At 67.3% G+C, this 22,895-nt stretch carries 20 protein-coding genes; 5 read left to right on the forward strand and 15 right to left on the reverse strand.

Features of this window, described 5'->3' with window-relative positions; genetic code table 11:
• Positions 1–71: 71 nt before the first annotated feature.
• From DEQ92_RS07180 to DEQ92_RS07200, 5 genes are all read right to left on the reverse strand, one after another.
• Positions 72–1,484: an NCS2 family permease gene (locus DEQ92_RS07180; protein WP_004973598.1), complete on the reverse strand. Its 1,413-nt coding sequence runs from the start codon at positions 1,482–1,484 to the stop codon at positions 72–74.
• Between the two features lie 189 nt (positions 1,485–1,673).
• A complete protein-coding gene (locus tag DEQ92_RS07185) occupies positions 1,674–2,387 on the reverse strand; it encodes a phosphoribosyltransferase family protein (protein WP_004969046.1) in 714 nt (237 codons plus the stop codon).
• A 74-nt stretch (positions 2,388–2,461) separates the two neighbouring features.
• Entirely contained in the window at positions 2,462–2,992 is a 531-nt protein-coding gene (gene pyrE / locus DEQ92_RS07190; RefSeq protein ID WP_004973603.1) for an orotate phosphoribosyltransferase, read from the reverse strand.
• A gap of 156 nt (positions 2,993–3,148) precedes the next feature.
• The gene (locus tag DEQ92_RS07195; protein ID WP_115820609.1) at positions 3,149–4,345 is read right to left on the reverse strand and encodes a glycosyltransferase family 2 protein; all 1,197 of its coding nucleotides are present in this window, start codon (positions 4,343–4,345) and stop codon (positions 3,149–3,151) included.
• 228 nt (positions 4,346–4,573) lie between these two features.
• On the reverse strand, positions 4,574–5,116 hold the full coding sequence (locus DEQ92_RS07200; RefSeq protein ID WP_004973607.1) for a CDP-2,3-bis-(O-geranylgeranyl)-sn-glycerol synthase: 543 nt from the start codon (positions 5,114–5,116) through the stop codon (positions 4,574–4,576).
• Between the two features lie 126 nt (positions 5,117–5,242).
• Between DEQ92_RS07200 and DEQ92_RS07205 the strand changes: the two genes are divergently transcribed.
• The gene (locus DEQ92_RS07205; protein WP_115804444.1) at positions 5,243–6,082 is read left to right on the forward strand and encodes a proline dehydrogenase family protein; all 840 of its coding nucleotides are present in this window, start codon (positions 5,243–5,245) and stop codon (positions 6,080–6,082) included.
• A gap of 79 nt (positions 6,083–6,161) precedes the next feature.
• Positions 6,162–6,806 (forward strand): DUF502 domain-containing protein, encoded by a 645-nt coding sequence (locus DEQ92_RS07210; RefSeq protein WP_050458520.1) that lies wholly within the window; start codon positions 6,162–6,164, stop codon positions 6,804–6,806.
• Positions 6,807–6,884: 78 nt separating this feature from the next.
• Here the strand turns inward: DEQ92_RS07210 and DEQ92_RS07215 are convergent, their stop codons facing one another.
• Positions 6,885–7,823: a branched-chain amino acid transaminase gene (locus DEQ92_RS07215; protein WP_115804443.1), complete on the reverse strand. Its 939-nt coding sequence runs from the start codon at positions 7,821–7,823 to the stop codon at positions 6,885–6,887.
• 90 nt (positions 7,824–7,913) lie between these two features.
• Here DEQ92_RS07215 and DEQ92_RS07220 point away from each other — a divergent pair, with 90 nt between their 5' ends.
• A complete protein-coding gene (locus DEQ92_RS07220) occupies positions 7,914–8,804 on the forward strand; it encodes an NAD(P)-dependent oxidoreductase (RefSeq protein ID WP_115820610.1) in 891 nt (296 codons plus the stop codon).
• 33 nt (positions 8,805–8,837) lie between these two features.
• On the opposite strand, the gene ribB is transcribed toward DEQ92_RS07220, so the two are convergent.
• Together ribB and DEQ92_RS07230 are read right to left on the reverse strand one after the other, a co-directional pair.
• Entirely contained in the window at positions 8,838–9,527 is a 690-nt protein-coding gene (gene ribB, locus DEQ92_RS07225; protein ID WP_004973617.1) for a 3,4-dihydroxy-2-butanone-4-phosphate synthase, read from the reverse strand.
• A complete protein-coding gene (locus tag DEQ92_RS07230) occupies positions 9,524–10,264 on the reverse strand; it encodes a DUF120 domain-containing protein (protein WP_004973619.1) in 741 nt (246 codons plus the stop codon). The genes ribB and DEQ92_RS07230 overlap by 4 nt, the downstream gene beginning before the upstream one ends.
• A 695-nt stretch (positions 10,265–10,959) precedes the next feature.
• Between DEQ92_RS07230 and argS the strand changes: the two genes are divergently transcribed.
• On the forward strand, positions 10,960–12,723 hold the full coding sequence (gene argS / locus DEQ92_RS07235) for an arginine--tRNA ligase (protein ID WP_115804441.1): 1,764 nt from the start codon (positions 10,960–10,962) through the stop codon (positions 12,721–12,723).
• A gap of 45 nt (positions 12,724–12,768) precedes the next feature.
• Here the strand turns inward: argS and DEQ92_RS23810 are convergent, their stop codons facing one another.
• Entirely contained in the window at positions 12,769–12,906 is a 138-nt protein-coding gene (locus tag DEQ92_RS23810) for a hypothetical protein (RefSeq protein WP_193492883.1), read from the reverse strand.
• Between the two features lie 39 nt (positions 12,907–12,945).
• Positions 12,946–14,784, reverse strand: coding sequence for a cell division ATPase MinD (minD, locus tag DEQ92_RS07240; RefSeq protein WP_115820611.1), 1,839 nt, complete (start codon positions 14,782–14,784; stop codon positions 12,946–12,948).
• Between the two features lie 155 nt (positions 14,785–14,939).
• Between minD and prf1 the strand changes: the two genes are divergently transcribed.
• Positions 14,940–16,184 (forward strand): peptide chain release factor aRF-1, encoded by a 1,245-nt coding sequence (prf1, locus tag DEQ92_RS07245; RefSeq protein WP_004973628.1) that lies wholly within the window; start codon positions 14,940–14,942, stop codon positions 16,182–16,184.
• A 59-nt stretch (positions 16,185–16,243) separates the two neighbouring features.
• Here prf1 and DEQ92_RS07250 read toward each other — a convergent pair whose 3' ends face one another.
• From DEQ92_RS07250 to DEQ92_RS07270, 5 genes are all read right to left on the reverse strand, one after another.
• Positions 16,244–16,627 (reverse strand): DUF6276 family protein, encoded by a 384-nt coding sequence (locus DEQ92_RS07250; RefSeq protein ID WP_004973630.1) that lies wholly within the window; start codon positions 16,625–16,627, stop codon positions 16,244–16,246.
• 88 nt (positions 16,628–16,715) lie between these two features.
• A complete protein-coding gene (locus DEQ92_RS07255; protein WP_004973633.1) occupies positions 16,716–17,405 on the reverse strand; it encodes a V-type ATP synthase subunit D in 690 nt (229 codons plus the stop codon).
• A 197-nt stretch (positions 17,406–17,602) separates the two neighbouring features.
• Positions 17,603–19,579 (reverse strand): bacterio-opsin activator domain-containing protein, encoded by a 1,977-nt coding sequence (locus tag DEQ92_RS07260; protein ID WP_115820612.1) that lies wholly within the window; start codon positions 19,577–19,579, stop codon positions 17,603–17,605.
• Positions 19,580–19,720: 141 nt separating this feature from the next.
• Positions 19,721–21,127 (reverse strand): ATP synthase subunit B, encoded by a 1,407-nt coding sequence (locus DEQ92_RS07265; RefSeq protein WP_004973637.1) that lies wholly within the window; start codon positions 21,125–21,127, stop codon positions 19,721–19,723.
• A gap of 4 nt (positions 21,128–21,131) precedes the next feature.
• Entirely contained in the window at positions 21,132–22,892 is a 1,761-nt protein-coding gene (locus tag DEQ92_RS07270) for an ATP synthase subunit A (RefSeq protein WP_004973639.1), read from the reverse strand.
• Between the last annotated feature and the right edge of the window lie 3 nt (positions 22,893–22,895).

Consider the following 22,895-nt stretch of genomic DNA (forward strand, 5'->3'; position numbering starts at 1 on the left):
GGTGTGTGTCGCGGACGCATCGGAGAGAAACGCACGCCCGCGGGGGAACCGAGCGGTCGCGGGTCGGCGTCTCAGACCTGCGCTTGCAGCATGCCCGAGGTGCGGATGACGAAGTAGAGGAAGAACGCGACGGCGAGTCCCCACTGGCCGGCGCTGACCTCGTCGTACTCGCCGGCGGCGACCTTCACGAGCGGGTACGAGACGATGCCCGCCGCGATGCCGTATGCGATGGAGTACGTGAAGGGCATGACGAGGATGGTCATACCGGCGGGGATGGTGACGGTGATGTCGTCCCACGCGACGTCGACGACGTTGCGGAGCATCACGACGCCGATGACGACGAGCGCGATGTGGGAGGCGTACTGCGGAATGGCCGTCGCGAGCGGGACGATGGCGAGCGAGCCGAGGAACAGGAGGGCGACGACGAGCGCGGTGAGGCCCGTGCGGCCGCCCTCTTCGACGCCCGTGGCGGACTCGATGTAGGTCGTGACCGTCGAGGTGCCGAGCATCGCGCCCGCGGTGGTACCGACCGCGTCGGCCATGAGCGGCTTGTCGATGTCGGGGAGGTCGCCGTTCTCGTCGAGGAAGTCTCCGGCCTGGCCGACGCCGACGAGCGTGCCGGCGGTGTCGAAGAAGTCGACGAAGAAGAACGTGATGACGATGAGGGCGAAGCTGAACGCCTCGACGTTGCCGAAGCCGGAGATGAACGCACCGGCCAGCGGCGTGATGTCGTAGGTGGCCGCCGAGGAACCGGCGACGAGACTGGCCTCAGACGAGACGACGCCCGAGACGGTGAGGCCCCAGCCGAGAAGCGACGTGCCGACGATGCCGATGATGATGGAACCGGGGACGTTCGCCGCGTAGAGCGCGAACGTGAAGAACAGGCCGACGATGGAGACGATGGCGACGGGGTTCGACGCGAGGTCACCCATCGTGATGAGCGTCGCGGTGTCGTCGACGACGATGCCCATCGCCTGCAACCCGATAATCGCTAAGAACAGCCCGATACCGGTTCCGACGGCCATCTTGACCGGTTCGGGGAACACCTTGATGATAGCTTCCCGCGCGCCGGCCGCGGTGAGCGCGATGAAGATGATGCCCTCGACGAAGACGGCCGCGAGCGCCGTCTGCCACGGGACGCCCAACGCACCGACGACGGTGAACGCGAAGAAGGCGTTCAGGCCGAGGCCCGGCGCTTGCGCGAAGGGTCGGTTGGCGTAGAACGCCATGACCGTGGTCGCGATTGCGGCCGCGAGGATGGTGACGACGGCGAGCATGGACTGGACCTCGCCCGGCGTGTACCCGGCGATGGCGATGCCGTCGACGCCCTCGATGTACGGTTGGTCTGTGAGAAGCGACGGGTTGACCACGACGATGTACGACATCGTGAGGAACGTCGTGATGCCCGCGAGAATCTCGGTCCTGACCGTGGACCCGTGTTTATGCACGTCGAAGTAGTTTGCGAGGGTTTCAGAGAGCCCCATGATGCACGACTAAGCATACCCACGATTGCACACATAAGCATTACCATCCTCCCGGGGAGAATTACCCACGAACGTGAGTTAAACGACCCATTCGACGTGTGAGAACGGCACAGAAGTGCCTATTTTCCCACCAGTTGTAAGTGAACTAACGAGTTTAGAGCCGTTTATCCGAGCGGCCGCGGGGGAGCCTCAGTCGAAACTGCTCAGCGCGCCGACCGGGGCGTCGGTGAGTTCGCGGGCGCGGTTCGTCCCCTCGTCGCCGACGGCGATGAGCGCGAAGACGCCGGCGATGTCGGCGTCGGCCTGCAGCGCGATGTCCAAGAGGAGTTCCTGCGTCTCGCCCGAGCGGATGAGGTCGTCGACGACGAGGACGCGCTCGCCGTCGTCGATGGCGCTGGCGGGGAGGTAGTAGGTGAGTTCGATGCCGGACGCGAGGCGCTGGCGCGACTCGATGAAGTCCTCGACGGCGGTCTCTTTCGACTTCTTCGCGTACGCGAGTCGCGCGCCGAAGTAGCTCGCCATCGCCGCGCCGAGAGTGATGCCGTCGGTCGCCGCGGTCAGAATCACGTCGGGGCGTTCGAGGTTCAGCGTGTTCGCCGCGACGGGCGCGACGAGGTCGAGGAACGACTGGTCGAAGACGACGCCGGAGTTGTCGACGTAGCCCTCGTCGTCGAATCGGACGCGGGCTTCGAGTTCGTCGGCGAGCGCGTCGCGGCCGACGCCCTCGACGACCTCCCGGGCGCGTTCGACCCCGGGCAGGACGTGCCCGTTGACGTAGCGGTTGAGGTCGCCGGCCGGCAGTCCCGTGAGTTCGGCCAGCTCGTCGTACGTCCGGGTCTCTTTGAGCATCCGGAGCACGGAGACAGCCTGCAACTGGAGTGCGGCCTTCTCTGCTCTGTTCATGCCTCCGCCTTCGTACTTGCACAAAAATGAATACTTCGATTGCCGATTCCGAGTGAATTAGTCACAAGCGTGTATTAGCGGTCGGCGTCAGCCAGCAGATCCTCGGCGGTGAGAAGCGACTCCAGTTCGATGTCGTGTTCGGCTAACAGCTCCGCTGCGCCCTCCTGTCGGTCCACGACGACGATGACGCGGTCGACGACCGCGCCGGCCTCGCGGAGCGCCTCCACGGCGTCGACGGCGCTCTGGCCGGTCGTCGCGATGTCTTCGAGGACGACGACTTCCTCGCCCTCGTCGAGCGCGCCCTCGATGCGCTTCGCGGTCCCGTACTCCTTCGCCTTCTTGCGGGCGATGACGTACGGCTTGTTCGTCTCGACCGCGGTCGCGGCCACGAGCGGGACCGCGCCGAGCGCGACGCCCGCCAGCTTGTCGTCGTCCGCGACGCGCTCCGCGAACGCCTCAGCGATGAGCTTCAGACACCGGGGGTCGGTCTCGAAGAGGTACTTGTCCACGTAGTAGCTCGACGTGCCGCCGTGGGAGAGTTCGAACTCGCCGAACTGGACCGCGTCGGCGGCTCGAAGCGCCTCGATGAGTGCTGCGTTCGCCATCTTGTTTCGAGAGGGTTCAGGGAGGCGCTTAAGCGGGACGGTTCGGGGGCGGTTCGGACCGGTCCGGAGGAAGTTCGGAGCGGTTCGAGGCGGTTCGCGATGCTCAGGGTGGTTCGGACGCGGCGACCCCCGCGACCGCGGAACTGTGGGCGACCCCTACTTTCCGGTCTTCTTCGTCACGCGGAAGTCGCGGGGCGGGTCGAGGATGCCCGCGACCGTCCCCATCGAGTGGACGACGGTGACGACCGGCGCGAGCGGGACCGCGAGCGCCCACGAGAACTTGTCGCGGCCGTAGTAGACCACGCCCCGGAGGTACCAGAACGCCGTGAGCGCGCCGAGCGCGAGCGACGCGAGCGCGAACAGGCCGCTGGCGACGAGGCCGACGCCGAGGACCGACAGGGGGACGGCGACGACCGTGACCACCGGCGAGAGCGCCCACGCGTAGTTGCGGACGCGAGTGAGAAGCTGATAGTGAGCGGGGAGCGCCGTCGCGGCGTCGAGGTTACCGGCGGCCCAGCGGCGGCGCTGTTGGAGAATCTCGGTGAGCGACGGCGGGGCCTCGTTGGCGCAGGTCGCCGTCGCGAGGTCGAACGTGAAGTCGTCGAGTTCCTGTGCGGCCGCCCAGACGAACGCGGTGTCCTCGACGAGCGTCTCGCGGTCCCACGTGACCGCCTCTTCGACCTCTCGGCGGACGGCGATACCGCCGCCCCACGCGAACAGCGGAATCGAGAGGCGCGTGAAGGCGCGCTGTTCTATCTGGACGCCCATCCGGTAGACGTCGGCGAGGTAGGAAAACAGCGAGTCGGTCCGACGCGGCCGCTCGCGCAGTTGGACCACGTCGGAGCCGGGAAGCCCGTCGAACGACTCCAGCAGGCTGTCCTCGTCCAGGTAGAGGACGTACTCGCGGTCGGTTTCGAGGTTCCGCCGCGCCCACTCGATTGCGCGGCCCTTCCGGACGGCGTCGCAGTCGAACTCGTCAGGGACGGCGTGGACCGCTGCGCCCGCGACGTCGATGTCGGTCTCGGCGACGACGTGGACCTCGTCGAACGACGCCGGGAGCGAGTCGACGGTCGATTGGACGACCGACTCGGCGTCGACGGTGAGGATGCGGACCTGAATCTCGTCGGGGCCGTACTCCGGGGCCGGGGGCTCGTAGCCCGCGCCGACGACGTAGGTGAGGACGACCCAGACGAGGGCCGTGAGGGTGAAAAGCGCCGTCGTTCCGACGACCAGCAGTTCGCCCGCGGCGGTCCAGTCGACCCCGCCGGGTGCGAGCCACGGCGCGGCCGTCCCGACGGCCGCGAGGACGGCCACGAGTCCACCGACGATGAGTGAGATTCGTTCTGTCTTCATCTGGCCGAGTCGCAACCGTCGGAGGGACTTGAACCGAGGCGTCCGTCCAGCGCAGTACGGGACGTTTGACCCGGATTATCCCGAGTTAATCGCGGTGTCTCGCGGTGATATCGGCTTCGTAACAGGAACGAGCGGGGACCGAAGGGGCGGCGGCGCGAGCGACCGCGGGACCGACCTCGTCGACTCGCGCGCGTCGGTTGGCGACCCGGCGCGCGGACGCTCGGCCGCCTACCACGGCTCGTTTTTCAGCCCGAGCAGGTACGCGCCGACGTTGGTGACGACGTGGAGCACGGGCGTCATCACGAGCACGACCGCGAGCACGGGGAGGGTGAACGTCGCCGAGAACCAGCCGGGCGCGGCGACGAGCGCGAGGACGAGCGCGCCGACGACGAAGTCGAGCTGGTCGAGGCCGGGGAAGGCGGCACCGCGCTCGCGGCCCGACCGACGCTTGAGGAACGACGCGCCGATGTCGCCGAGCATCGCGCCGAGCGCGAGGCCGAACCCGGCGGCGAGCGGGAACGTCGGGAGCGAGACGCCGAGTGCGCCCGAGACCGCGGGCCCGACGGCGTTGAGGACGACGGCGAGGAGCGTCCCGGCCAGCGTCCCGGCGGCGGTGCCGCGCCACGTCTTTCCGTCTCCGAGGACGCGCCGGCCGCCCCACGTGCGCCCGCCGTCGATGGGGCGGCCACCGCCGGCGAGGACGGCGGCGTTGTTCGGCACGTACGCGGGCAGCATCGCCCAGAAGGCGGTGGCGACGAGAGAGACGACCATACCGACCCGTCGGCGGCGAAGAATGTAAGTTCCGACGGTTCGTCGCCGTTCGAAGCGCCGGGGTCGTTCGATTTCGCGTCCGAACCGATGATAACCCTCAATAGCTGAGGGTCGTAATCATTCGTTATGATTCCGCCCATCGCGAGCAGGTTCGTCGCGGGAGAGTCCGCGGCGGGAGCGCTCGACCACGCCCGACGGATGAACGACGACGGCGTGGCGGTCATCCTCAACCTCCTCGGGGAGCACTACGGCGAACGCGGCCCCGCGGACGAGGACGCGGCGGCGTACGTCAGCCTCGTCGAGGACATCGCCTCGACCGGCATCGACGCCTGCGTGTCGGTCAAGCCCTCCCAAATCGGCCTCGACGCGGGCGACCGCGTGTTCGAGGAGAACTGCCGGCGCATCGCCGAGGCGGCGGACGAACACGGCGTCTTCCTGTGGTGCGACATGGAGGACCACGAGACGACCGACGTGACCCTCGACGCCTTCGAGGAACTCGCCCGCGAGTTCGACGGCGGGATGGGGCTGTGCGTGCAGGCGAACCTCAAGCGCACCCCCGAGGACCTCGAACGCCTCGCCGACGTGCCGGGGAAAATCCGCCTCGTCAAGGGCGCGTACGACGAGCCGGCGGCGGTCGCCCACAAGCAGAAATCGGCGGTCAACGAGGCGTACAAGGAACTCCTCGCGTACCTGTTTCGGGAGTACGACGGCGGTATCGCGGTCGGCAGCCACGACCCCGAGATGATAGCCTACGCCCGGGACCTCGGCGCTGAGTACGACCGCGACTACGAGGTGCAGATGCTCATGGGCGTGCGCGAGGACGCACAGCGCGAGCTCGCCGCCGAGGGCGTCGAGGTGTGGCAGTACGCGCCCTACGGCGACAAGTGGTTCTCCTACTTCTACCGCCGGGTCCGCGAGCGCAAGGAAAACGCCCTGTTCGCGCTCCGGGCCGTCGTCGGCGTCTGAGAGGGCGGTGGGGTGCGGGTACGCCCCCGTCCCGCACTAGAAATCCCCTTATGCCCGCGGGTTCACGTACCCGATATCAATGTCCTCGTGGAGACGCGACTTCGCCAGCGGCCTCGTGGTTCTCGTTCCGCTCATCGTCATCCTGTACGTCCTCTCCATTCTGTACGGCGCAATCGTCCGCATACCGGGAGTCGACCGCCTGTTGGAGTTTCCGGAGCCGTACACCTACCTCTCGGAGGTGTTCGGATTCTTCGTCGCCATCATCATCTTCCTGTTGTTGGTCCTCTCGGTCGGCTACCTGATGCGGACGACGGCCGGTCGCCTGCTCGAATCCGGCCTCGACGGCGCCATGAACAAGGTCCCGCTCGTTCGCGTCATCTACAACGCTTCTAAGCTCGCGGTCGAAACCGCTCTCACTGGTACCGAAGACCTCCAGAAGCCGGTCCGTCTCGAAACGTGGCCGGGCATCCGCATGACCGCGTTCAAGACCGGGAAGACGACCAAAGACGGCAAGGAGATCGTCTTCATGCCGACCGCGCCGAACATCACCACCGGGTTCGTGATGGAAGTCGACCCCGAAGACATCGAGGAGACCGGCGAGAAGGTCGAAGAGGCCCTCACGCGCGTCCTCTCGGCCGGGTTCGCAGAACAGGACCACGTGGACGAGTTCAACATCGAAGTGACCGAGGAGTCCGGCGACGGGCGCGTCCCCAGCAACGAGTAAGGATTCGGCGGCGGCGGCCGTCGCTATCGGGACGCGGCGGTACAGTGACGTGAAAAGGGAGCTCGTTTTCGCGGGCGTCTACTGCTCGTCGACGTAGGTGAACCACTCTTCGTGGTCGTCGGTGCGGCGCTCCACGAGGTCGAAGAAGGCGGTCTGCAGTTCTTCCGTGACCGGGCCGCGGGTGCCCTCGCCGATGACGACGTTATCGACCTTGCGGATGGGGGTCACTTCGGCGGCGCTGCCGGTGAAGAACAGCTCGTCGGCCGTGTTGAGTTCGCCGCGGCTGATGGTCGCGCTGTCGTCGACCTCGTAGCCGCGCTCGCGGGCGAGCGTGATGACGGTGTCGCGGGTGATGCCGTCGAGGATGCTCTGGGAGAGACCGGGGGTGTAAATCTTCCCGTCGCGGACCATGAAGATGTTCTCGCCGGGGCCCTCTGCGACGTTGCCCTCCTTGTTCAGGACGATGGCTTCGACGTAGCCGTTGCGGCGGGCTTCCTCGCCCGCGAGCATGGAGTTCACGTAGAGCCCGGTCGTCTTCGCGTTCGTCGGAATCTGGCTGGAGGCGTGCTTGCGCCACGACGAGACCATCACGTCGACGCCGTTTTCGAGCGCGTCCTCGCCGAGGTAGGTCCCCCACGGCCACGCCGCGATGGCGACCTCAGTCGGGTTGTCCTTGGGGCTGACGCCGAGCGAGTCGTAGCCGTAGAACGCGATGGGGCGGATGTATCCGCCGTCGAGGTCGTTGCGCCGGATGACCTCCAGGGTCGCCTCGGTGAGTTCCTCGCGCGTGTACGGAATCTCCATGTCGTAGGGCTTCGCGGACTGATAGAGCCGTTCGAGGTGCTCCTCCCAGCGGAAGATAGCCGGGCCGCGGTCGGTGTCGTAGGCGCGAACCCCCTCGAAGACGCCCGTCCCGTAGTGGAGACCGTGGGTGAGGACGTGCACCGTCGCGTCCTCCCAGTCCTTGTACTCTCCACTCTGCCAGATCGTCGAGACATCCATCTCGTCAAATCCCATGTAGTGGCCTTCGGCGGCCCCCCTCTAAAATCATGACGACCCGACCACCGCGTCCCCCGCGGTTTTGTCCGCGGGCCGCCATGACGGGGTATGAGCCTCGAATCCGTCGCGGTCACGGGCGGGACCGGAAACCTCGGGCCGACCGTCGTCGCCCACCTCCGCGCGAGCGGCTACACCGTCACGAATCTCTCGCGGCACAGCGAGTCGTCGCTCGCGGACCGCGACTACCGCGTGAGCGCGCTCGAACCGGGCGACCTCACCGCGGCGCTCAGCGACGTCGACGCCGACGCGGTCGTCCACCTCGGAACCATCTCGACGCCGACGAACGACCCCGGCCACCGCGTCTTCGAGAGCAACGTCCAGTCGACCTACGTCGTCCTCGAAGTCGCCGCCGCGCTCGGCATCGACCGCGTGGTCGTCGCCTCCAGCATGAGCGCCATCGGCGGGAGCTTCGAACCCGACCCCGCCCGCGTCGACTTCCTCCCGGTGGACGAGACCCACCGCGCGACGCCCTCGAACCCCTACGGCCTCGGGAAGTACGTCGCCGAGCAGACCGCCGCGGGGTTCGTCCGCCGCGACGACGCCCCCGAAACGGTCGCCAGCCTCCGGTTCCCGTGGATGCCGAGCGAAGAGGAGGCCCGCCGGACCTTCGCCGAGGCCGACCGCTCGCTGTCGGGACTGCGGGACGCCGGGCACTTCCACACCGCGCGCAACACGCTCTTTTCGTACCTCGGCAGAGAGGACGCCGCGCGACTCGTCCGTCGGGCGCTCGAAGCCGACTTCGCGGGCCACGAGGTGTTCTGGGCCGCGGCCGCCGACACCTCGACGACCGTCGAGTCGGCGAGGGTCGCCCGCGAGGTCTACCCCGGCGCGGAGGTGAGAACGACCCTTTCGGGCCACGAGGCGCTCGTCTCGACCGAGAAGGCGGAGCGGCTGCTCGGCTGGGAACCGACGTGGTCGTGGCGCGACGGGCGCGCGTGAGAAGGTAAACCGGGGCGGACCCCCCTCGACCGCTCAGACGAGTTCGTCGATGAGGCCGTCGCCGTCGACGAAGGCGAAGCCGTGTCGGTCGGCGTAGTCGCGGGCGGCGTCCTTCGAGAGGGCCGCGCCGGTCTCGTCGTCGAGCATCTCGCAGACGACGACCGCCGGCGGGATACCCGCCTCGTCGGCCATCGCGAGGCCGAGTTCGGTGTGGCCCTGCCGGTCAGAAAGCAGGTTCGGCGCGCCGCGGAGCAGGTGGACGTGTCCGGGCGCGCGGAACTCGCCGCCGAAGTCGTCGGCGTCGTAGTCGCCGGCGCGGGCGGCTTGGGCGACGGGCGCGAGTCGAGAGATGGTCATCGCGCGGTCGCGGTCGGTGATGCCCGTAAACGAGTCGCGGTGGTTCACGGTGAAGGAAAACGACGACCGAGAGTCGTAGGCGAGGTCGTGAGACGACGCGGCCGGGTGGTCGAGCACGTCGTCCATGAACGGGAGGCCGAGGGACTCTGACACGTCGTTCGGGAGAGCGACGCAGACGAGACCGCCGGCGTCGTTTCGCATCCGGGCCACGTCGGCGGGGCCGACCGCGCCCGCGGGGTAGACGAGGTCGGTCTCTCCCTCGCGGTCGTCGAAGTCGTGGACGAGCACCGGTTCGCCGGCGCGGAAGGCGTCGAGAACGCGCGAGACGGCGTCGAAGTCGCCGGTCGACTCGGCGGTGCGGCTCATTCGTAATCCGCCTCCTCGACGCGGACCGTGACCTCGTCGTCGTCGTCGAGGTCGAGTTCGTCGCGGAGCTTATCGGGCGCGATTATCTCCAGTTGCGACTCGTCGTGGTGGGTTCGCTCGGGGACGATGATGTGGACCGGCTCGTAGGACTCGTCGCCGACCGCGACCGAGGCGGCGTAACACGTCGCCGGGCCGAAGGTGCGTTCGTCGTCTTCCCAACCGTCTATCGGGACCGCGTCGAGGGCGGTCATGCCGGCGCGAGCGCGGACCGCGTCGTCGTCGAGGCGGACGTTCAGCGTGCCGGGGAACGGCTCGTAGCCGAGCCGGTCTTTGAACTGCTCCATGTAGCCCGAAAGCGAGATGTAGTGGCGACCCTCGCCCATCCCGCCGGTGACCTCGCCGTCGAGGACGACAACCGAGGGCGTCTCGAAGATGCGTCGGTAGTCGGCGTACTCCTGTCTGAGCGCGGACTCGCCCGCGTCGGTGATGGTTATCCACTGGCCGTCGGCGACGACCTCGCGGTCGATGAAGTCGGCTTCTTCGAGGCGCTGGAGGCGACGAGAGGCCGTCTGGTTCGACACGTCGAGTCGGTTCGCGACGCCGGAACAGGAGAGCTTGACCGGGCCGGAGCGCCCACCGTCGAGCGCGACGAGTTTGAGCGTGGCCAACTCGTCGTACCCGACCGCCGCGGCGACTGCCGATTCTGACATACCCTCGGCTTCGAACGCGCGCCCCATAAGCGTATCGTAAGTGGAATGCGTTCCAAAAATGAGATGGCTTGCGGGGAGAGAAGCGGCGGGGCGCGACCGCCGTGGATACGCGACAGTTCCAATCGCGGACGGGTAAGTCCGTCGGTCAGTCTATCGCGGCGAAAAGGGTGTTGTCCGGGGGCAACGCGGCCGAACCTCGCGATTCGGGAAACCGGTGCCGGCCGCTGTGGTCGGTGTGGGGGTGCGTTGAGACGCGGAAAGCGCCGTGGGTGTGTGGTGGGTAGTGCGGTGGGTGGTGTGGCGAGCGCGTGCTTCCGCGTGCGTCGGACCTGTCAAGGTCTGCGGCCGGGTGGCGACTTCAGAGGGAGGACGCTCTCCGCTCGGTGCTGACCTGTGAGATACCCGCGTTCGCCGAGCAACTGGGACACGCGTACACGTTGCCGTCCTGGTCGCCGAAGACTCGGACGAAGTTGTTCGACACGAACGCATCGCAGTGGTTGCATTGACTCATGGGTGGGGTGGTGAGAGCGGCGGGTCGCCGCCCGTGATTTGAATGTCGTCCGCTTACGATATACCACTATTACCTAACCAGTAAGGTATCGGAGCGAGCGGCGGTGAGACCACCCCGTCGACCGGGGAAGCGAGCGTCACCGTTCGATGCGGCGCGCGGTCGCTCGGACGGTTCGGAAAGGCCTTTAGCCGCCTATCGAGAATCCGCGTACATGTTCAGACAGTTCCGTGAGGAGGTCGAGACGGCGCTCTCTGCGGCGCTCTCGTCGCTCGACCTGCCCACCGACGACCTCGGGGTCGAGGAACCGCCGGAGGACGTACCCGCGACGCTCGCCTCCAGCGTCGCCTTCAGACTCGCCGGGGTCGTCGGCGCGCCGCCGCCGAAAATCGCCGTCGACATCGCAGACGAACTCTCCGTCGAGGGCTACGACTACCTCGCCGCGGTCGACACGCAGGGCCCGTACGTCAACTTCCACGTCTCCGACGCCTACTACGACGACACCCTCGAAGCCGCCGCGGCCGACGAGGAGTACGGTCGCCTGCCCGCGACCGGCGACAGCGTCGTCGTCGAGCACACGAGCGCGAACCCGACCGGTCCGGTCCACGTCGGTCGCACCCGCAACCCGGTCATCGGCGACGCCGTCGCCAACCTGCTCGACTTCGCCGGCAACGACGTCGACCGCCACTACTACGTGAACGACGCCGGCCGCCAGATGGCCGTCTTCACGTGGGCCTACGAGACGTTCGACGAAGCGGAACTCGACAGCGAACCCGCGCGCGAGCGCGTCGAGTACGACCTCGTCCGCTACTACCGCAAGGGCAACGCGTTCCTCGAAGAGGCCGACCCCGAGGAAGTCGAACAGGCCGAAGCGGAAATCACCGAGATACTCCAGGGCATCGAGGAGGGCGACGAGGAGACCTACGCCCGCGTCGAGACCGTGGTCGACCAGGTGCTCGGCGGCATGCGCGAGTGTCTCGAACGCCTCCCCGCGGAGTTCGACGAGTTCGTCAAGGAGACGCGGTTCATGTTCGACGGGAGCACCCGCGACCTCGCCGAGCGCCTCAAGGAGACCGACCACGCCGTCTACGAGGAAGACGCGTGGCAGCTCGAACTCGACGACTACGGCTTCGAGAAGAACCTCGTGTTCCTGCGGTCGGACGACACCTCGCTGTACACGACCCGTGACCTCGCCCACCACGAGTGGAAGTTCGACAACTACGACCGCGCCGTGACCGTCCTCGGCGAGGACCACAAGCTCCAGTCCGGACAGCTCCGCGCCGCGCTGGACGTCCTCGGCAACGACGTGGACAAACTGGAGAACGTCATCTACTCGTGGGTCAACCTCCCCGGCGGCGAGACGATGTCCACCCGCAAGGGGACGGGCGTCATGCTCGACGACCTCCTCGACGAGGCCATCGACCGCGCCCGCGACGAGGTCGAGACCCGCCTCGAAGGCCGCACCCGCGACGACGACCTCGGCGAGGCCGACATCGACCGCATCGCCCGGCAGGTCGGCATCGGCGCGGTCCGCTACGACATCGTCTCCAAACAGCCCACGAAGACCATCACCTTCGAGTGGGACCAGGCGCTCAACTTCGAGGCGCAGTCCGCGCCGTACATCCAGTACGTCCACGCGCGCTGTTGCGGCATCGCCGACGAGGCGGCCGCCGCCGGCCTCGACGCGAGCGAGGTCGACCCGACCGTGCTGACGACCGACGCCGAGCGCGACCTGCTGGCGACCATCGCGCGGTTCCCCGCCGTCGTCGAGGCCGCGGCCGACGACCTCGAACCCCACACCGTGGCGACGTTCGCCCGCGAACTCGCCGAGGTGTTCAACACCTTCTACCGCGAGTGCCCCGTGCTCGACGCCGACGAGGAGGTCGGCGCGGCCCGCCTCGCGCTCGTGGAGGCCTCGCGGAACGCGGTGGCGAACGCACTCGCTATCGTGGGCGTGGAAGCGCCCGAGTCGATGTGACCGCGGGCTGAGCGAGTTCTTCGGAGACGGCTTTTTTCCGGCGGTTCAGAAGAAAAGCGGGAGCGCCGCGGCCCCGGCGATGAGCGACCCGCCGACCGAGAAGACGACGGCGGCACCGCTGCCGAGCGCGAGGACGAGAAACAGGACTATCCACCAGAAGGGAACGGACTCAGAGTCTGCCATAGAGGGCTTTCCGCAGACGCGAGTAAAAGGCCTTCCCGTTTAGCCGAGGAAACGACTGAAGAATCCCTTTTTCTTCTCGTCGCGCTCGTCGTCGTCGAACGACTCGACCTCCTCGACGAGCGAAGTGGTGTAGACGCCCTCCTCGTCGCCGCCGGCTTCGGGCGATTCGCCGGCGTCGGCGTCCGCATCAGCATCAGCGTCGGCGGTACTCGGCTCGGCCTCGGCGACGAGGGGTTCGTCCGCGCCGTGCGCGTCCGTCTCCTCGGCGGCGGGGTCGAAGTCCGCAGGGACGGACTCCGCGGATTCGGAACCCTCAGATTCGGAACCCGCAGTCACCGGGTCAGCATCGTCCGCCGGCGTCTCGGAAGCCTCGGCGGGGTCGTCGGACGGTGAACTGGGCGACAGGTCGCCGACCGACTCTTCTTCGACCGCCCCTTCGGCGAGCGGGTCCGCGCCCGTCGCACCGGCGTCGGCGTCGACATCCAGGGCGGCCTCGTCGTCGGCGTCACCGAGGGCCTCGTCGTCGGCGGTCGAGGTGCCGCGAGTGACCGCTTCGAGGTCCGCCGCCAGCGGGTCGCTCTCCGGTTCCTCGTCGCCGACCGATTCGGAGTCGGCGACCATCGAGTCGTCGGACGCGTCGGCGGCCAGCGGGTCGGCCGGCGCGTCGTCATCACCGGCTTCGACGGCGGCCGCACCAGCGTCTGGGGCTTCGACGACACCGTCGGGTTCGGCGGAGTCGTCACCATCCATCGGGTCGGCGACTGCGTCCGCTTCGACCGCCGGTTCGCCCGCGTCCTCGGCGGGGTCCGCGTCGGGTTCGGTGGAGTCGTCCGACGCCTCGACGGAGCCACCGGAGAACGGAATCGACGCCGCGAGGTCGTCATCCGGTTCGGGGTCGGCGTCAGTGTCCTCGACCGCCGGGTCCGGGTCCGTGTCAGTGGTCTCGGCTTCGACTTCGGGTTCCGGCTCGGGGTCCGCTTCGGGGTCCGCGTCGACCTGAACGACCGACGTGTGCTCACTCGCCTCCGGCGTGTCCGCTTCGTCGTCGACTCGGCCGTCGTCGCTGGCCGCGTCGGAAGCGGGTTCCGCGGTGGCCGCCGGTTCGGGTTCCGTGTCCGACTCGTCCGCCGCGACCTCGGAGTCGGCCGAGTCGACCGCGTCGTCCGGAATCGGCACCGGCTTGCCGGTGAGCGCTTCGGCGAGGGCGCGGTAGCCCGCGGCCGCGATGCTGTCGGGCGAGCGGGCGACGACCGGAATCTGCGTGCTGAGCGCCTCGCGGATGGCCGGGTCCTCGGGGACGACGGCGATGACGCCGGCGTCGAGGAGCGAGGCGACCACGTCGGCGTTCGGGTTCGACTGGTTGACGCGCGTGAGGACGACGCCGACCACGTCGGCGCCGATGCGCTCTGCGAGCTGTCGGGTCTTCTCGGTGTCGCCGAGCGACTCGCGCTCCGTCGTGGAGACCAAGACGACCTCGTCGGCGAGCTTCAGCGGGACGAAGGTGTCGTCGCTCAGCCCCGCGCCGGTGTCGATGATGACGATGTCGTAGCTCGCTTCGAGCGCCGAGACGACCGGTTCGAGCTCCTTCGCGTTCGCCGTCGCGAACGCTTCGAGGGCGTTCGAGCCGGGGAGCACCGAGAGTCCCGCCGGTCCCTCGTAGACGGCCGCCTCGACCGCCGCCTCGCCTGTCAATACGTCGTGAAGCGTCGCCCCGTCCGGGTCGACGCCGAGCGCGCCGGCGAGGTTCGGCATCCCGAGGTCACCGTCGACGACGACGACGTCGTGACCGGCCATCGCGAGCGTCGTCCCGAGGTTGGCCGTGGTCGTCGTCTTTCCAACCCCGCCTTTCGCGCTGGCAACTGCGTACACCCGGGCCATAATTCCAACGTCGAAGTCCACCCATGACAGCCACATAAATGTTCTCCGACCGCGCTGGTCTCCACAATCAGTTCGTAGGGCCGCTCATGCGGCGAGATACCGCGGGACGTGCCCAGTCAAAGGTTACTTAGCCGCTGGAGGGACTAGGTGGAGTGATGAGTAGCGACGCCGAGGAGGCGAGCGAGGACCGCCGAAAGTACGAATTCAAGAAGGTCATCGAGGACCTGCGAGAGTACGAAGGGTCAGGAACGCAGCTCGTCACCATCTACATCCCCGAAGACAAGCAGATTTCCGACGTGGTCGAACACGTCATCACGGAGCACAGCGAAGCGTCTAACATCAAATCGAAGCAGACGCGAACGAACGTCCAAGACGCCCTGACGAGCATCAAGGACCGACTCCGGTACTACGACACCTTCCCACCGGACCGCGGTATCGTCATGTTCTCCGGAGCGGTCAACTCCGGCGGCGGCCAGACGGACATGGTTACGAAGGTGCTGGAGAGCCCGCCGGAGCCGATTCAGTCGTTCCGGTACCACTGCGACTCGAACTTCCTCACCGGACCGCTCGAGGACATGCTCATGGACAAGGGCCTGTTCGGGCTCATCGTCCTCGACCGCCGCGAGGCCAACGTCGGCTGGCTCAAGGGCAAGCGCGTCGAGCCGGTCAAGAGCGCCTCGTCGCTCGTCCCCGGTAAGCAGCGCAAAGGTGGCCAGTCCGCCCAGCGTTTCGCCCGCCTCCGCCTCGAAGCCATCGACAACTTCTATCAGGAGGTCGCCGGGATGGCCAACGACCTGTTCGTCCCCAAGCGACACGAGATGGACGGCATCCTCGTGGGAGGTCCCTCGCCGACGAAAGACGAGTTCCTCGACGGCGACTACCTCCACCACGAACTGCAGGACCTCGTCGTCGGGAAGTTCGACGTGGCCTACACCGACGAGTCCGGACTGTACGACCTCGTCGACGCCGGCCAGGACGCGCTGGCCGACCAAGAGGTCATCAAGGACAAAAAGCAGATGGAGGAGTTCTTCGAGAAGCTCCACCGCGGCAACGAGTCCACCTACGGGTTCGAGGCGACCCGGAAGAACCTCGTGATGGGGTCGGTCGACCGCCTCCTCATCTCCGAGGACCTGCGGAAGGACATCGCCATCTACGACTGCGACGGCCAAGAGGAGTATGAACTCGTCGACCACCGTCACAACACGCCGACCCACGAGTGCGAAGGCGGCTCGGAGGCCGAACTGAAAGAGCGCGAGGACGTCATCGAGTGGCTCATGGACCTCGCCGACCAGCGCGGCACCGAGACGAAGTTCATCAGCACGGACTTCGAGAAAGGCGAACAGCTCTACGACGCGTTCGGCGGTATCGCCGGCATCCTCCGGTACTCCACCGGCGTCTAAACGACTCCTCCTCGGCGTCTTCGCGCGCCACGGTGTCAGACAGCACGGAGCGGCGGCGCTCAGAGGAACGCGTCCAACTGCGCCTGCCGACGGGCGACGTCGAAGTGAGGGTCGGCCGCCTCCCGCTGGAGTCGGTCGAGCGTGAGATGCACGTCGATGCCGGACCGTTCGGCGAACTCGACGCAGTCGACGATGCCGGCGCGGTTGAGCGCCAGCGAGTCGAGCATGCCGACGAGGAGCGCGACCGAAGCGCCCGCGTCGCCCTCGGGGAGCACGTCCGCGAGCGGGCGCGAGTCGCCGTCGGTCGGCGCCGTCTCCGCCGGGTGAAGTCGGAGGCAGCCGGCACACAAGCCGACGGTCAGCGCCGCCTCGGGCGCGTGAGACTCGAGCGGTTCGGGCACTGCGAAGACGGCGAGTTCACCGTCGCAGTCGGGACAGGACATGGAAGTCACTACGCGCCGAGACGGTGAAAAACGGTCGGAGACCCGACCGAGAGAGAACTGGAGAGAGAACGGTCGCGCGGGGTCGGCCTCAGTCGGCCGTCGCCGCTTCCGCTTCGGCGGCGGCTTCCTCGGCGGCGCGTTCTTCCTTCTCTTCTTCTTCCTTCTTCGCCTTGATCTTCTTCAGGCGGAAGATCTCCTCGCGTTCCTGTTCTTCGAGCTTCTGCTCGATGTACTCCTGGTTCTCGTAGAGTTCCGGCAGGAGTTTGAACTCGAGCGCGTTGACGCGGCGCTTCGTCGTCTCGATTTCCTCGAGCATCTTCTTCATCGCCGTCTCGACCTCCGCGGCGAGGATGATGGATTCGAGGAGCTCCTCGTAGGCGTCGGCGGCCTCGTCGATGCGGGCCGAAGAGCCGAGCAGCCCGTAGCCGCGCTGGTCGAGGGTCTTTTTCACGCGCGAGGACTCGATCTGCGGGACGACGACGCCCATGATGTTCTTGGACTGCGTCGTGATTTCCGGGTACTCCTTCAGCGCGGCGGCCGCGCCGCGGACGGCCACGTCGCCCTCCATGGCGCGGGCCATGTTGATTTTGTTCTGCGCGCGCTCGTAGTCCTGGTTGAGGTTGGCCCGCACGTCCTGGGCCTGGTCGAGGATATCCATGAACTCCATGATGAGCCCGTCACGCTTCTGTTCGAGCGTGTCGTGGCCCCGCTCGGAGAGTTCGATGCGATCTTCGATCGCCATCAAGTTCTTGCGGGTCGGCTTGACGTCTTCGGCCATCGTTGGCGGGGGTTGTTCGCCTGGGGTGTTAATCTTTTACTGTCTGGCCGGCCGGACCGCCCGAAATCCGTCGTGACGGAGTGATGTCACGTCTGTCGGTCGACGACCGCGGTTCAGTTCGCGGGTCGCCACGGTGCTGATGTCGACGTACCGAGAGCGGTAGACATCGAGCGGCTATCGAAAAACGAAGAGACCCGTTAGTATGGCTCCCCGTCGAAGAATCGAGAGATGAGTTTTCGCTCCGCCGCGTGCAGGTGCTGGTGAAACGTCGCCCGCGAGACACCCATCGTCTCCGCGAGTTCGTCGCCGGTGACGGCGTGCGGCCACTCGAAATACCCGCCGAGATAGGCGAGTTGGAGGGCCGACTGCTGGCGGTCGGTCAGGTCGTCGTTGACGCTCGCGACGAACTCGCGGCGCGCCTCCGGCGGTTCGGAGCGGTTCGTCACGGAGCGGAGTTCGGCGTTCGCCGCGACCGACTTGAAGTCGTCGAGGAGCGCCCGCCCCGCCACGCGGTCGGGGACGACGACCGTGAGTCGACAGCCGAGGCGGTCTACTTCGAGGTCGACGAGTCGCCCGCCCGCGTCGGCGACGAGGTGGACGAGCGACCCGTCGGCGAAGGTGAGTTCGTAGAGTTCGGCGTCGTCACCGCGGGGGAGGACGTCGACGCTCCGAAGGCCGTCGAGCGCGGTGTCGGCCTCGTCGAACTCCGTCGCGGGGTCCGTCGAGACGAACAGACTCACGGTCCCGTCGTCGTGCTGGGCCGAGCCGCGGTACGAGAGTTCGCAGTCCCCCGCGGCGGCGAGTCGGACCAGCGGCTGCGTCTCGTCGCGCACCTCGATTTCGAGTTCGAGCCGCTCGTCGGACAGCAGGGACCGCCGGCTCTCGAACGCGTCGATGGCCGCGCCGACCGCCCGACCGAGCGTCCCGAAGACCACCCGAACCTGGTCGTCGAGTTCCGCGGCGTCGGTGTAGACGGTCAACACGCCGTAGAGCGTCCCGCGGTGGGCCAGCGGAACCGCGATGACCGAGTCGAACGGGACGAGCGCCTCCCCGGAGACGCTCCCGTCACCGACGGTCGCCGACTGGACGGTCCGCGTCTCCGCGGCGCGAGCGGTGGGGTCGTCGGGGTCGGACCGGTCGATTTCGAGGCCGTCGAGGAATTCGGTGTCGGTTCCGGCCCGCTCGTTCGGGACGATGACCGCCGGTGCGAGGTCGCAGTGACCGACCCACGCGCAGGTGAACGACCCGGTGGCGGTGACTCGGTCGCAGACGGCGGCTTCGAGTTCCTGTCTGCTCTCCGCGCGGACGAGCGCGCTCGTCACGTCCGCCAACAAGCCCTCGATGTGCTCCACGAGCGTCTGGAGACGCTCGCGCTCTTCGTCGACTCTCTCGGCGTACCGCTCGGCGGCCGCCTCCGCGCGCACGCGCTCCGTGATGTCGGTCTGGAAGCCGACGTAGTGTGTCACCTCGCCGTCCGGCCCGCTCAACGGCGCGACGTCGACCCGGTTCCAGAACGTCTCGCCGTTCTCGCGGTAGTTCAGCAGTTCGACCGACGCCGACTCTTCGGCCTCGATGGCGCGGCGGAGTTCGGCAACGCGCTCGGGGTCGGTGTTCGGGCCCTGAAGGTATCGGCAGTTCCGCCCCAGCGCCGCGTCGGCCGAGTAGCCGGTCATCGCCTCGAACGCCTCGTTGACGTAGACGAGCGGTCGGTCGGGAAGCGAGCAGTCGGCGACGGTGATGCCGACCGGTGCCTCGTCTATCGCCTGTTCCTTCAGGTCCTCGGTTATCTTGCTCGCGGCCGTCGCGCCGCGGCGACGCCACGCGACGACGCTTTCGACTCGTTCGGGAAGCCGCTCGAAGAGGTTCGAGTCGACGACCGGCACCACGTCGGCCGCGCCGGCGTCGCGGGCGGCCGCCGCCGAGAGGTCGCCGTCGGTCGGGACGACGACGACCAGCGGGACCGCGAGCGCGCCGTGGACCGCTTCGACGTCCGCGAGTCGGTCGGTCGCAAGCACGACGCAGTCGACCCGGTCGTCCTCGGCGCGCCGGGCCACCGCATCGACGGACGCGGCGAACGACACCGAAAGCGGCGAGAGCGCGTCGAAGAGTCGCTCCCGGTCGACGGCGGGACCGACGACCGCGAGGACGTGCGCGCGAGACGAAGTGGCGTCCATACGGGGGTGTGGTCGCCGAGCCATAAGGAAGTTCTCGCGGACGGTGGACGGCGGACGGCGGACGGCGCGCGGCCGCACGGCTCGGGGCGCGAATAGAAGAGGAGAATCGAACCGAGGGACGAACGCGGCGTTCGTCGCGGTCTAGGCTTCCGCTTCGACCGACTCGGCGTCTTCGTGGTAGTAGTCCTCGATGAGCTCTTCGTCGATACGGTTGAGCTCGGACTTCGGGAGCATCGACAGGAGGTCCCAGCCGATGTCGAGGGTGTCCTCGATGGACCGGTCCGTGTCGAAGCCCTGGTTGACGAACTCGGCTTCGAAGCGCTCGGCGAAGTCGAGGTACTTGTTGTCGCGCTCGGACAGCGCCTCGCGACCGACGATGTTCACGAGGTCGCGCAGGTCTTCACCCTCCGCGTACGCCGCGTACATCTGGTCGGACACGTCGGCGTGGTCCTCGCGGGTGAGGCCCTCACCGATACCGTCGTCCATGAGACGCGACAGGGACGGAAGCGGGTTGATCGGCGGGCGGATGCCCTGCGAGTTGAGGTCGCGGTCGATGTAGATCTGACCTTCCGTGATGTAGCCGGTCAGGTCCGGAATCGGGTGCGTGTCGTCGTCACCCGGCATCGTGAGGATGGGAATCTGCGTGACGGACCCGTCGCGACCCTGGATGCGACCTGCACGCTCGTAGAGCTGTGCGAGGTCGGTGTACATGTAACCGGGGTAACCACGGCGACCGGGGACCTCTTCGCGAGCCGCACCGATCTCGCGGAGCGCCTCGCAGTAGTTGGTCATGTCGGTCAGGATGACGAGGACGTGGTAGTCCTTGTCGAACGCGAGGTACTCGGCGGTGGTGAGGGCGAGACGCGGCGTGACCGTCCGCTCGACTGCGGGGTCGTCCGCGAGGTTCGTGAAGACGACGGAGCGCTCGAGTGCGCCCGTGCGCTCGAAGTCCTCCATGAACTCGTTCGCCTCTTCCTGCGTGATACCCATCGCGCCGAAGACGACTGCGAACTCGGACTCCTCGCCGCTGTCTTCGTCCTCGGGCACCGTCGCCTGACGGGCGATCTGGAGCGCGAGGTTGTTGTGGGGAAGCCCCGACGCGGAGAAGATTGGGAGCTTCTGGCCGCGGACGAGGGTGTTCATGCCGTCGATGGCGGAGACGCCGGTCTGGATGAACTCCTCAGGGTACTCGCGGGAGTAGGGGTTGATTGCCGCGCCGACGATGTCCCGACGCTCGTCGGGGACGATTTCGGGGCCGCCGTCGATGGGCTGGCCGGACCCGTCGAGCACGCGGCCGAGGAGGTCCTCGGTCACGGGCATCTTGAGGGTCTCGCCGAGGAACCTGACGGACGCGTTCCTGTCGATACCGGTCGTGCCTTCGAACACCTGAATCGCGACGAGGCCCTCGGAGGATTCGAGAACCTGTCCGCGCTTGGTTTCGCCTTGGGGCGTCTCGATTTCGACGATTTCGTCGTAACCGATCGGCTCGTCGACCTCGGCGAACACCAGCGGGCCGCTGATTTCGGTGATAGTCTGGTATTCCTTCATGGTCTCAGTACAGCTCGCGGAGCTGCTCGGTGATCTCTGCTTTGAGGTCCTCGATGTACGCCTCCCAGTCTTCCTGCACACCGATGCGGTTCAGACGGGGAGCCGCCTCGATGGCCTGAATCTCTTCGACGGGGACGCCGGCTTCGAGCGCCTTGAACGCCTCGTCGTTGAACGCGTGGATGGCGGTGAGGATACCGTACGTCTTCTCGGGGGAGCAGTACGTGTCCGTCGGGTGGAACGCGTTCTGCTGGAGGTACGCCTCGCGGAGGTAGCGAGCGATTTCGAGGGTCAGCTGCTGGTCCTCCGGCAGGGCGTCCTTACCGACGAGCTGAACGATTTCCTGCAGTTCGTTCTCCTCGTCGAGCACGTCGACAGCCCACTGGCGCTCTTCGGCCCAGTCGTCCTCGACGTTCTCGACGAACCACGGGTCGAGCTGCTCTTGGTAGAGCGAGTACGACTCGTTCCAGTTGATCGCCGGGAAGTGACGGCGCTCTGCGAGGTCCGCGTCGAGCGCCCAGAACGTCTTCACGATACGCAGGGTGTTCTGCGTGACCGGCTCGGAGAAGTCGCCGCCCGGCGGCGAAACCGCGCCGATGACGGAGACGGAACCTTCCTCGCCGTTGACGGTCGTGAAGTAGCCGGCGCGCTCGTAGAACTCGGAGAGACGCGCGGCGAGGTACGCGGGGTACCCCTCTTCGCCGGGCATCTCTTCGAGACGCGAGGAAATCTCGCGCATGGCCTCGGCCCACCGGGAGGTGGAGTCGGCCATCAGCGCGACGTCGTATCCCATGTCGCGGTAGTACTCCGCGATGGTGATGCCGGTGTAGATACAGGACTCGCGGGCCGCCACGGGCATGTTGGACGTGTTCGCGATGAGACACGTCCGAGCCATGAGCGGGTTGCCGGTCTTCGGGTCGTCGAGTTCCGGGAAGTCCTCGATAACCTCGGTCATCTCGTTACCGCGCTCGCCACAGCCGACGTAGACGACGATGTCCGCGTCGGCCCACTTGGCGAGCTGGTGCTGGGTGACCGTCTTCCCGGACCCGAACGGACCCGGAATCGCGGCCGTTCCGCCCTTCGCGATGGGGAACAGACCGTCGAGGATGCGCTGCCCAGAGACGAGCGGTTCGCGCGGGGTCTTCTTCTCCGCGGCGGGACGCGCCTGACGCACCGGCCACTCCTGGTGCATCGTGATCTCCTCGCCGTTGTCGAGTTCGACGACCGTCTCGGTGACGGAGAACTCGCCTTCCTCGACGGCGACGACCTCGCCGCCCTCGAAGTCCGGCGGGACCATGACCTTGTGTTCGATGGTCACGGTCTCGGGGACCGTTCCCACGACGTCGCCGGAGGCGACCTCGTCGCCCTCGGAGACGGTGGGTTCGAACTCCCACTTCTTTTCGAGGTCGATACCCGGCGCGTCGACACCGCGGTCGAGGAACGCCGAGTTCATCTTCTCCTCCAGCACGTCCAGGGGGCGCTGCACGCCGTCGTAGATGGCGTCCATCATCCCCGGACCGAGGTCGACGGTCAGCGGTTCGCCCGTACTCTCGACGGGTTCGCCGGGACCGACACCGGAGGTCTCTTCGTACACCTGAATAGTCGTGAGGTCGCCCTCGATTTCGATGACCTCGCCCATTAGGCCTTCGTCGCCGACGTAGACGACGTCGTTCATGCGGGCGTCGAGGCCACGGGCGGTCACGACCGGACCACTCACGCTTGCGATGACTCCGTCCTCGCGAACGGAATCTTGTGTTGCCTGACTCATGTT

This window comes from Haloferax sp. Atlit-6N, assembly GCF_003383195.1.
Lineage (GTDB): Archaea > Halobacteriota > Halobacteria > Halobacteriales > Haloferacaceae > Haloferax > Haloferax gibbonsii.

Coding starts and splice junctions, on each gene's coding strand:
- DEQ92_RS07180 (WP_004973598.1), bottom strand. CDS start 1,484: ATGGGGCTCTCTGAAACCCTCGCAAACTACTTCGACGTGCATAAACAC.
- DEQ92_RS07185 (WP_004969046.1), bottom strand. CDS start 2,387: ATGAACAGAGCAGAGAAGGCCGCACTCCAGTTGCAGGCTGTCTCCGTG.
- pyrE (WP_004973603.1), bottom strand. CDS start 2,992: ATGGCGAACGCAGCACTCATCGAGGCGCTTCGAGCCGCCGACGCGGTC.
- DEQ92_RS07195 (WP_115820609.1), bottom strand. CDS start 4,345: ATGAAGACAGAACGAATCTCACTCATCGTCGGTGGACTCGTGGCCGTC.
- DEQ92_RS07200 (WP_004973607.1), bottom strand. CDS start 5,116: ATGGTCGTCTCTCTCGTCGCCACCGCCTTCTGGGCGATGCTGCCCGCG.
- DEQ92_RS07205 (WP_115804444.1), top strand. CDS start 5,243: ATGATTCCGCCCATCGCGAGCAGGTTCGTCGCGGGAGAGTCCGCGGCG.
- DEQ92_RS07210 (WP_050458520.1), top strand. CDS start 6,162: ATGTCCTCGTGGAGACGCGACTTCGCCAGCGGCCTCGTGGTTCTCGTT.
- DEQ92_RS07215 (WP_115804443.1), bottom strand. CDS start 7,823: ATGGGATTTGACGAGATGGATGTCTCGACGATCTGGCAGAGTGGAGAG.
- DEQ92_RS07220 (WP_115820610.1), top strand. CDS start 7,914: ATGAGCCTCGAATCCGTCGCGGTCACGGGCGGGACCGGAAACCTCGGG.
- ribB (WP_004973617.1), bottom strand. CDS start 9,527: ATGAGCCGCACCGCCGAGTCGACCGGCGACTTCGACGCCGTCTCGCGC.
- DEQ92_RS07230 (WP_004973619.1), bottom strand. CDS start 10,264: ATGGGGCGCGCGTTCGAAGCCGAGGGTATGTCAGAATCGGCAGTCGCC.
- argS (WP_115804441.1), top strand. CDS start 10,960: ATGTTCAGACAGTTCCGTGAGGAGGTCGAGACGGCGCTCTCTGCGGCG.
- DEQ92_RS23810 (WP_193492883.1), bottom strand. CDS start 12,906: ATGGCAGACTCTGAGTCCGTTCCCTTCTGGTGGATAGTCCTGTTTCTC.
- minD (WP_115820611.1), bottom strand. CDS start 14,784: ATGGCCCGGGTGTACGCAGTTGCCAGCGCGAAAGGCGGGGTTGGAAAG.
- prf1 (WP_004973628.1), top strand. CDS start 14,940: ATGAGTAGCGACGCCGAGGAGGCGAGCGAGGACCGCCGAAAGTACGAA.
- DEQ92_RS07250 (WP_004973630.1), bottom strand. CDS start 16,627: ATGTCCTGTCCCGACTGCGACGGTGAACTCGCCGTCTTCGCAGTGCCC.
- DEQ92_RS07255 (WP_004973633.1), bottom strand. CDS start 17,405: ATGGCCGAAGACGTCAAGCCGACCCGCAAGAACTTGATGGCGATCGAA.
- DEQ92_RS07260 (WP_115820612.1), bottom strand. CDS start 19,579: ATGGACGCCACTTCGTCTCGCGCGCACGTCCTCGCGGTCGTCGGTCCC.
- DEQ92_RS07265 (WP_004973637.1), bottom strand. CDS start 21,127: ATGAAGGAATACCAGACTATCACCGAAATCAGCGGCCCGCTGGTGTTC.
- DEQ92_RS07270 (WP_004973639.1), bottom strand. CDS start 22,892: ATGAGTCAGGCAACACAAGATTCCGTTCGCGAGGACGGAGTCATCGCA.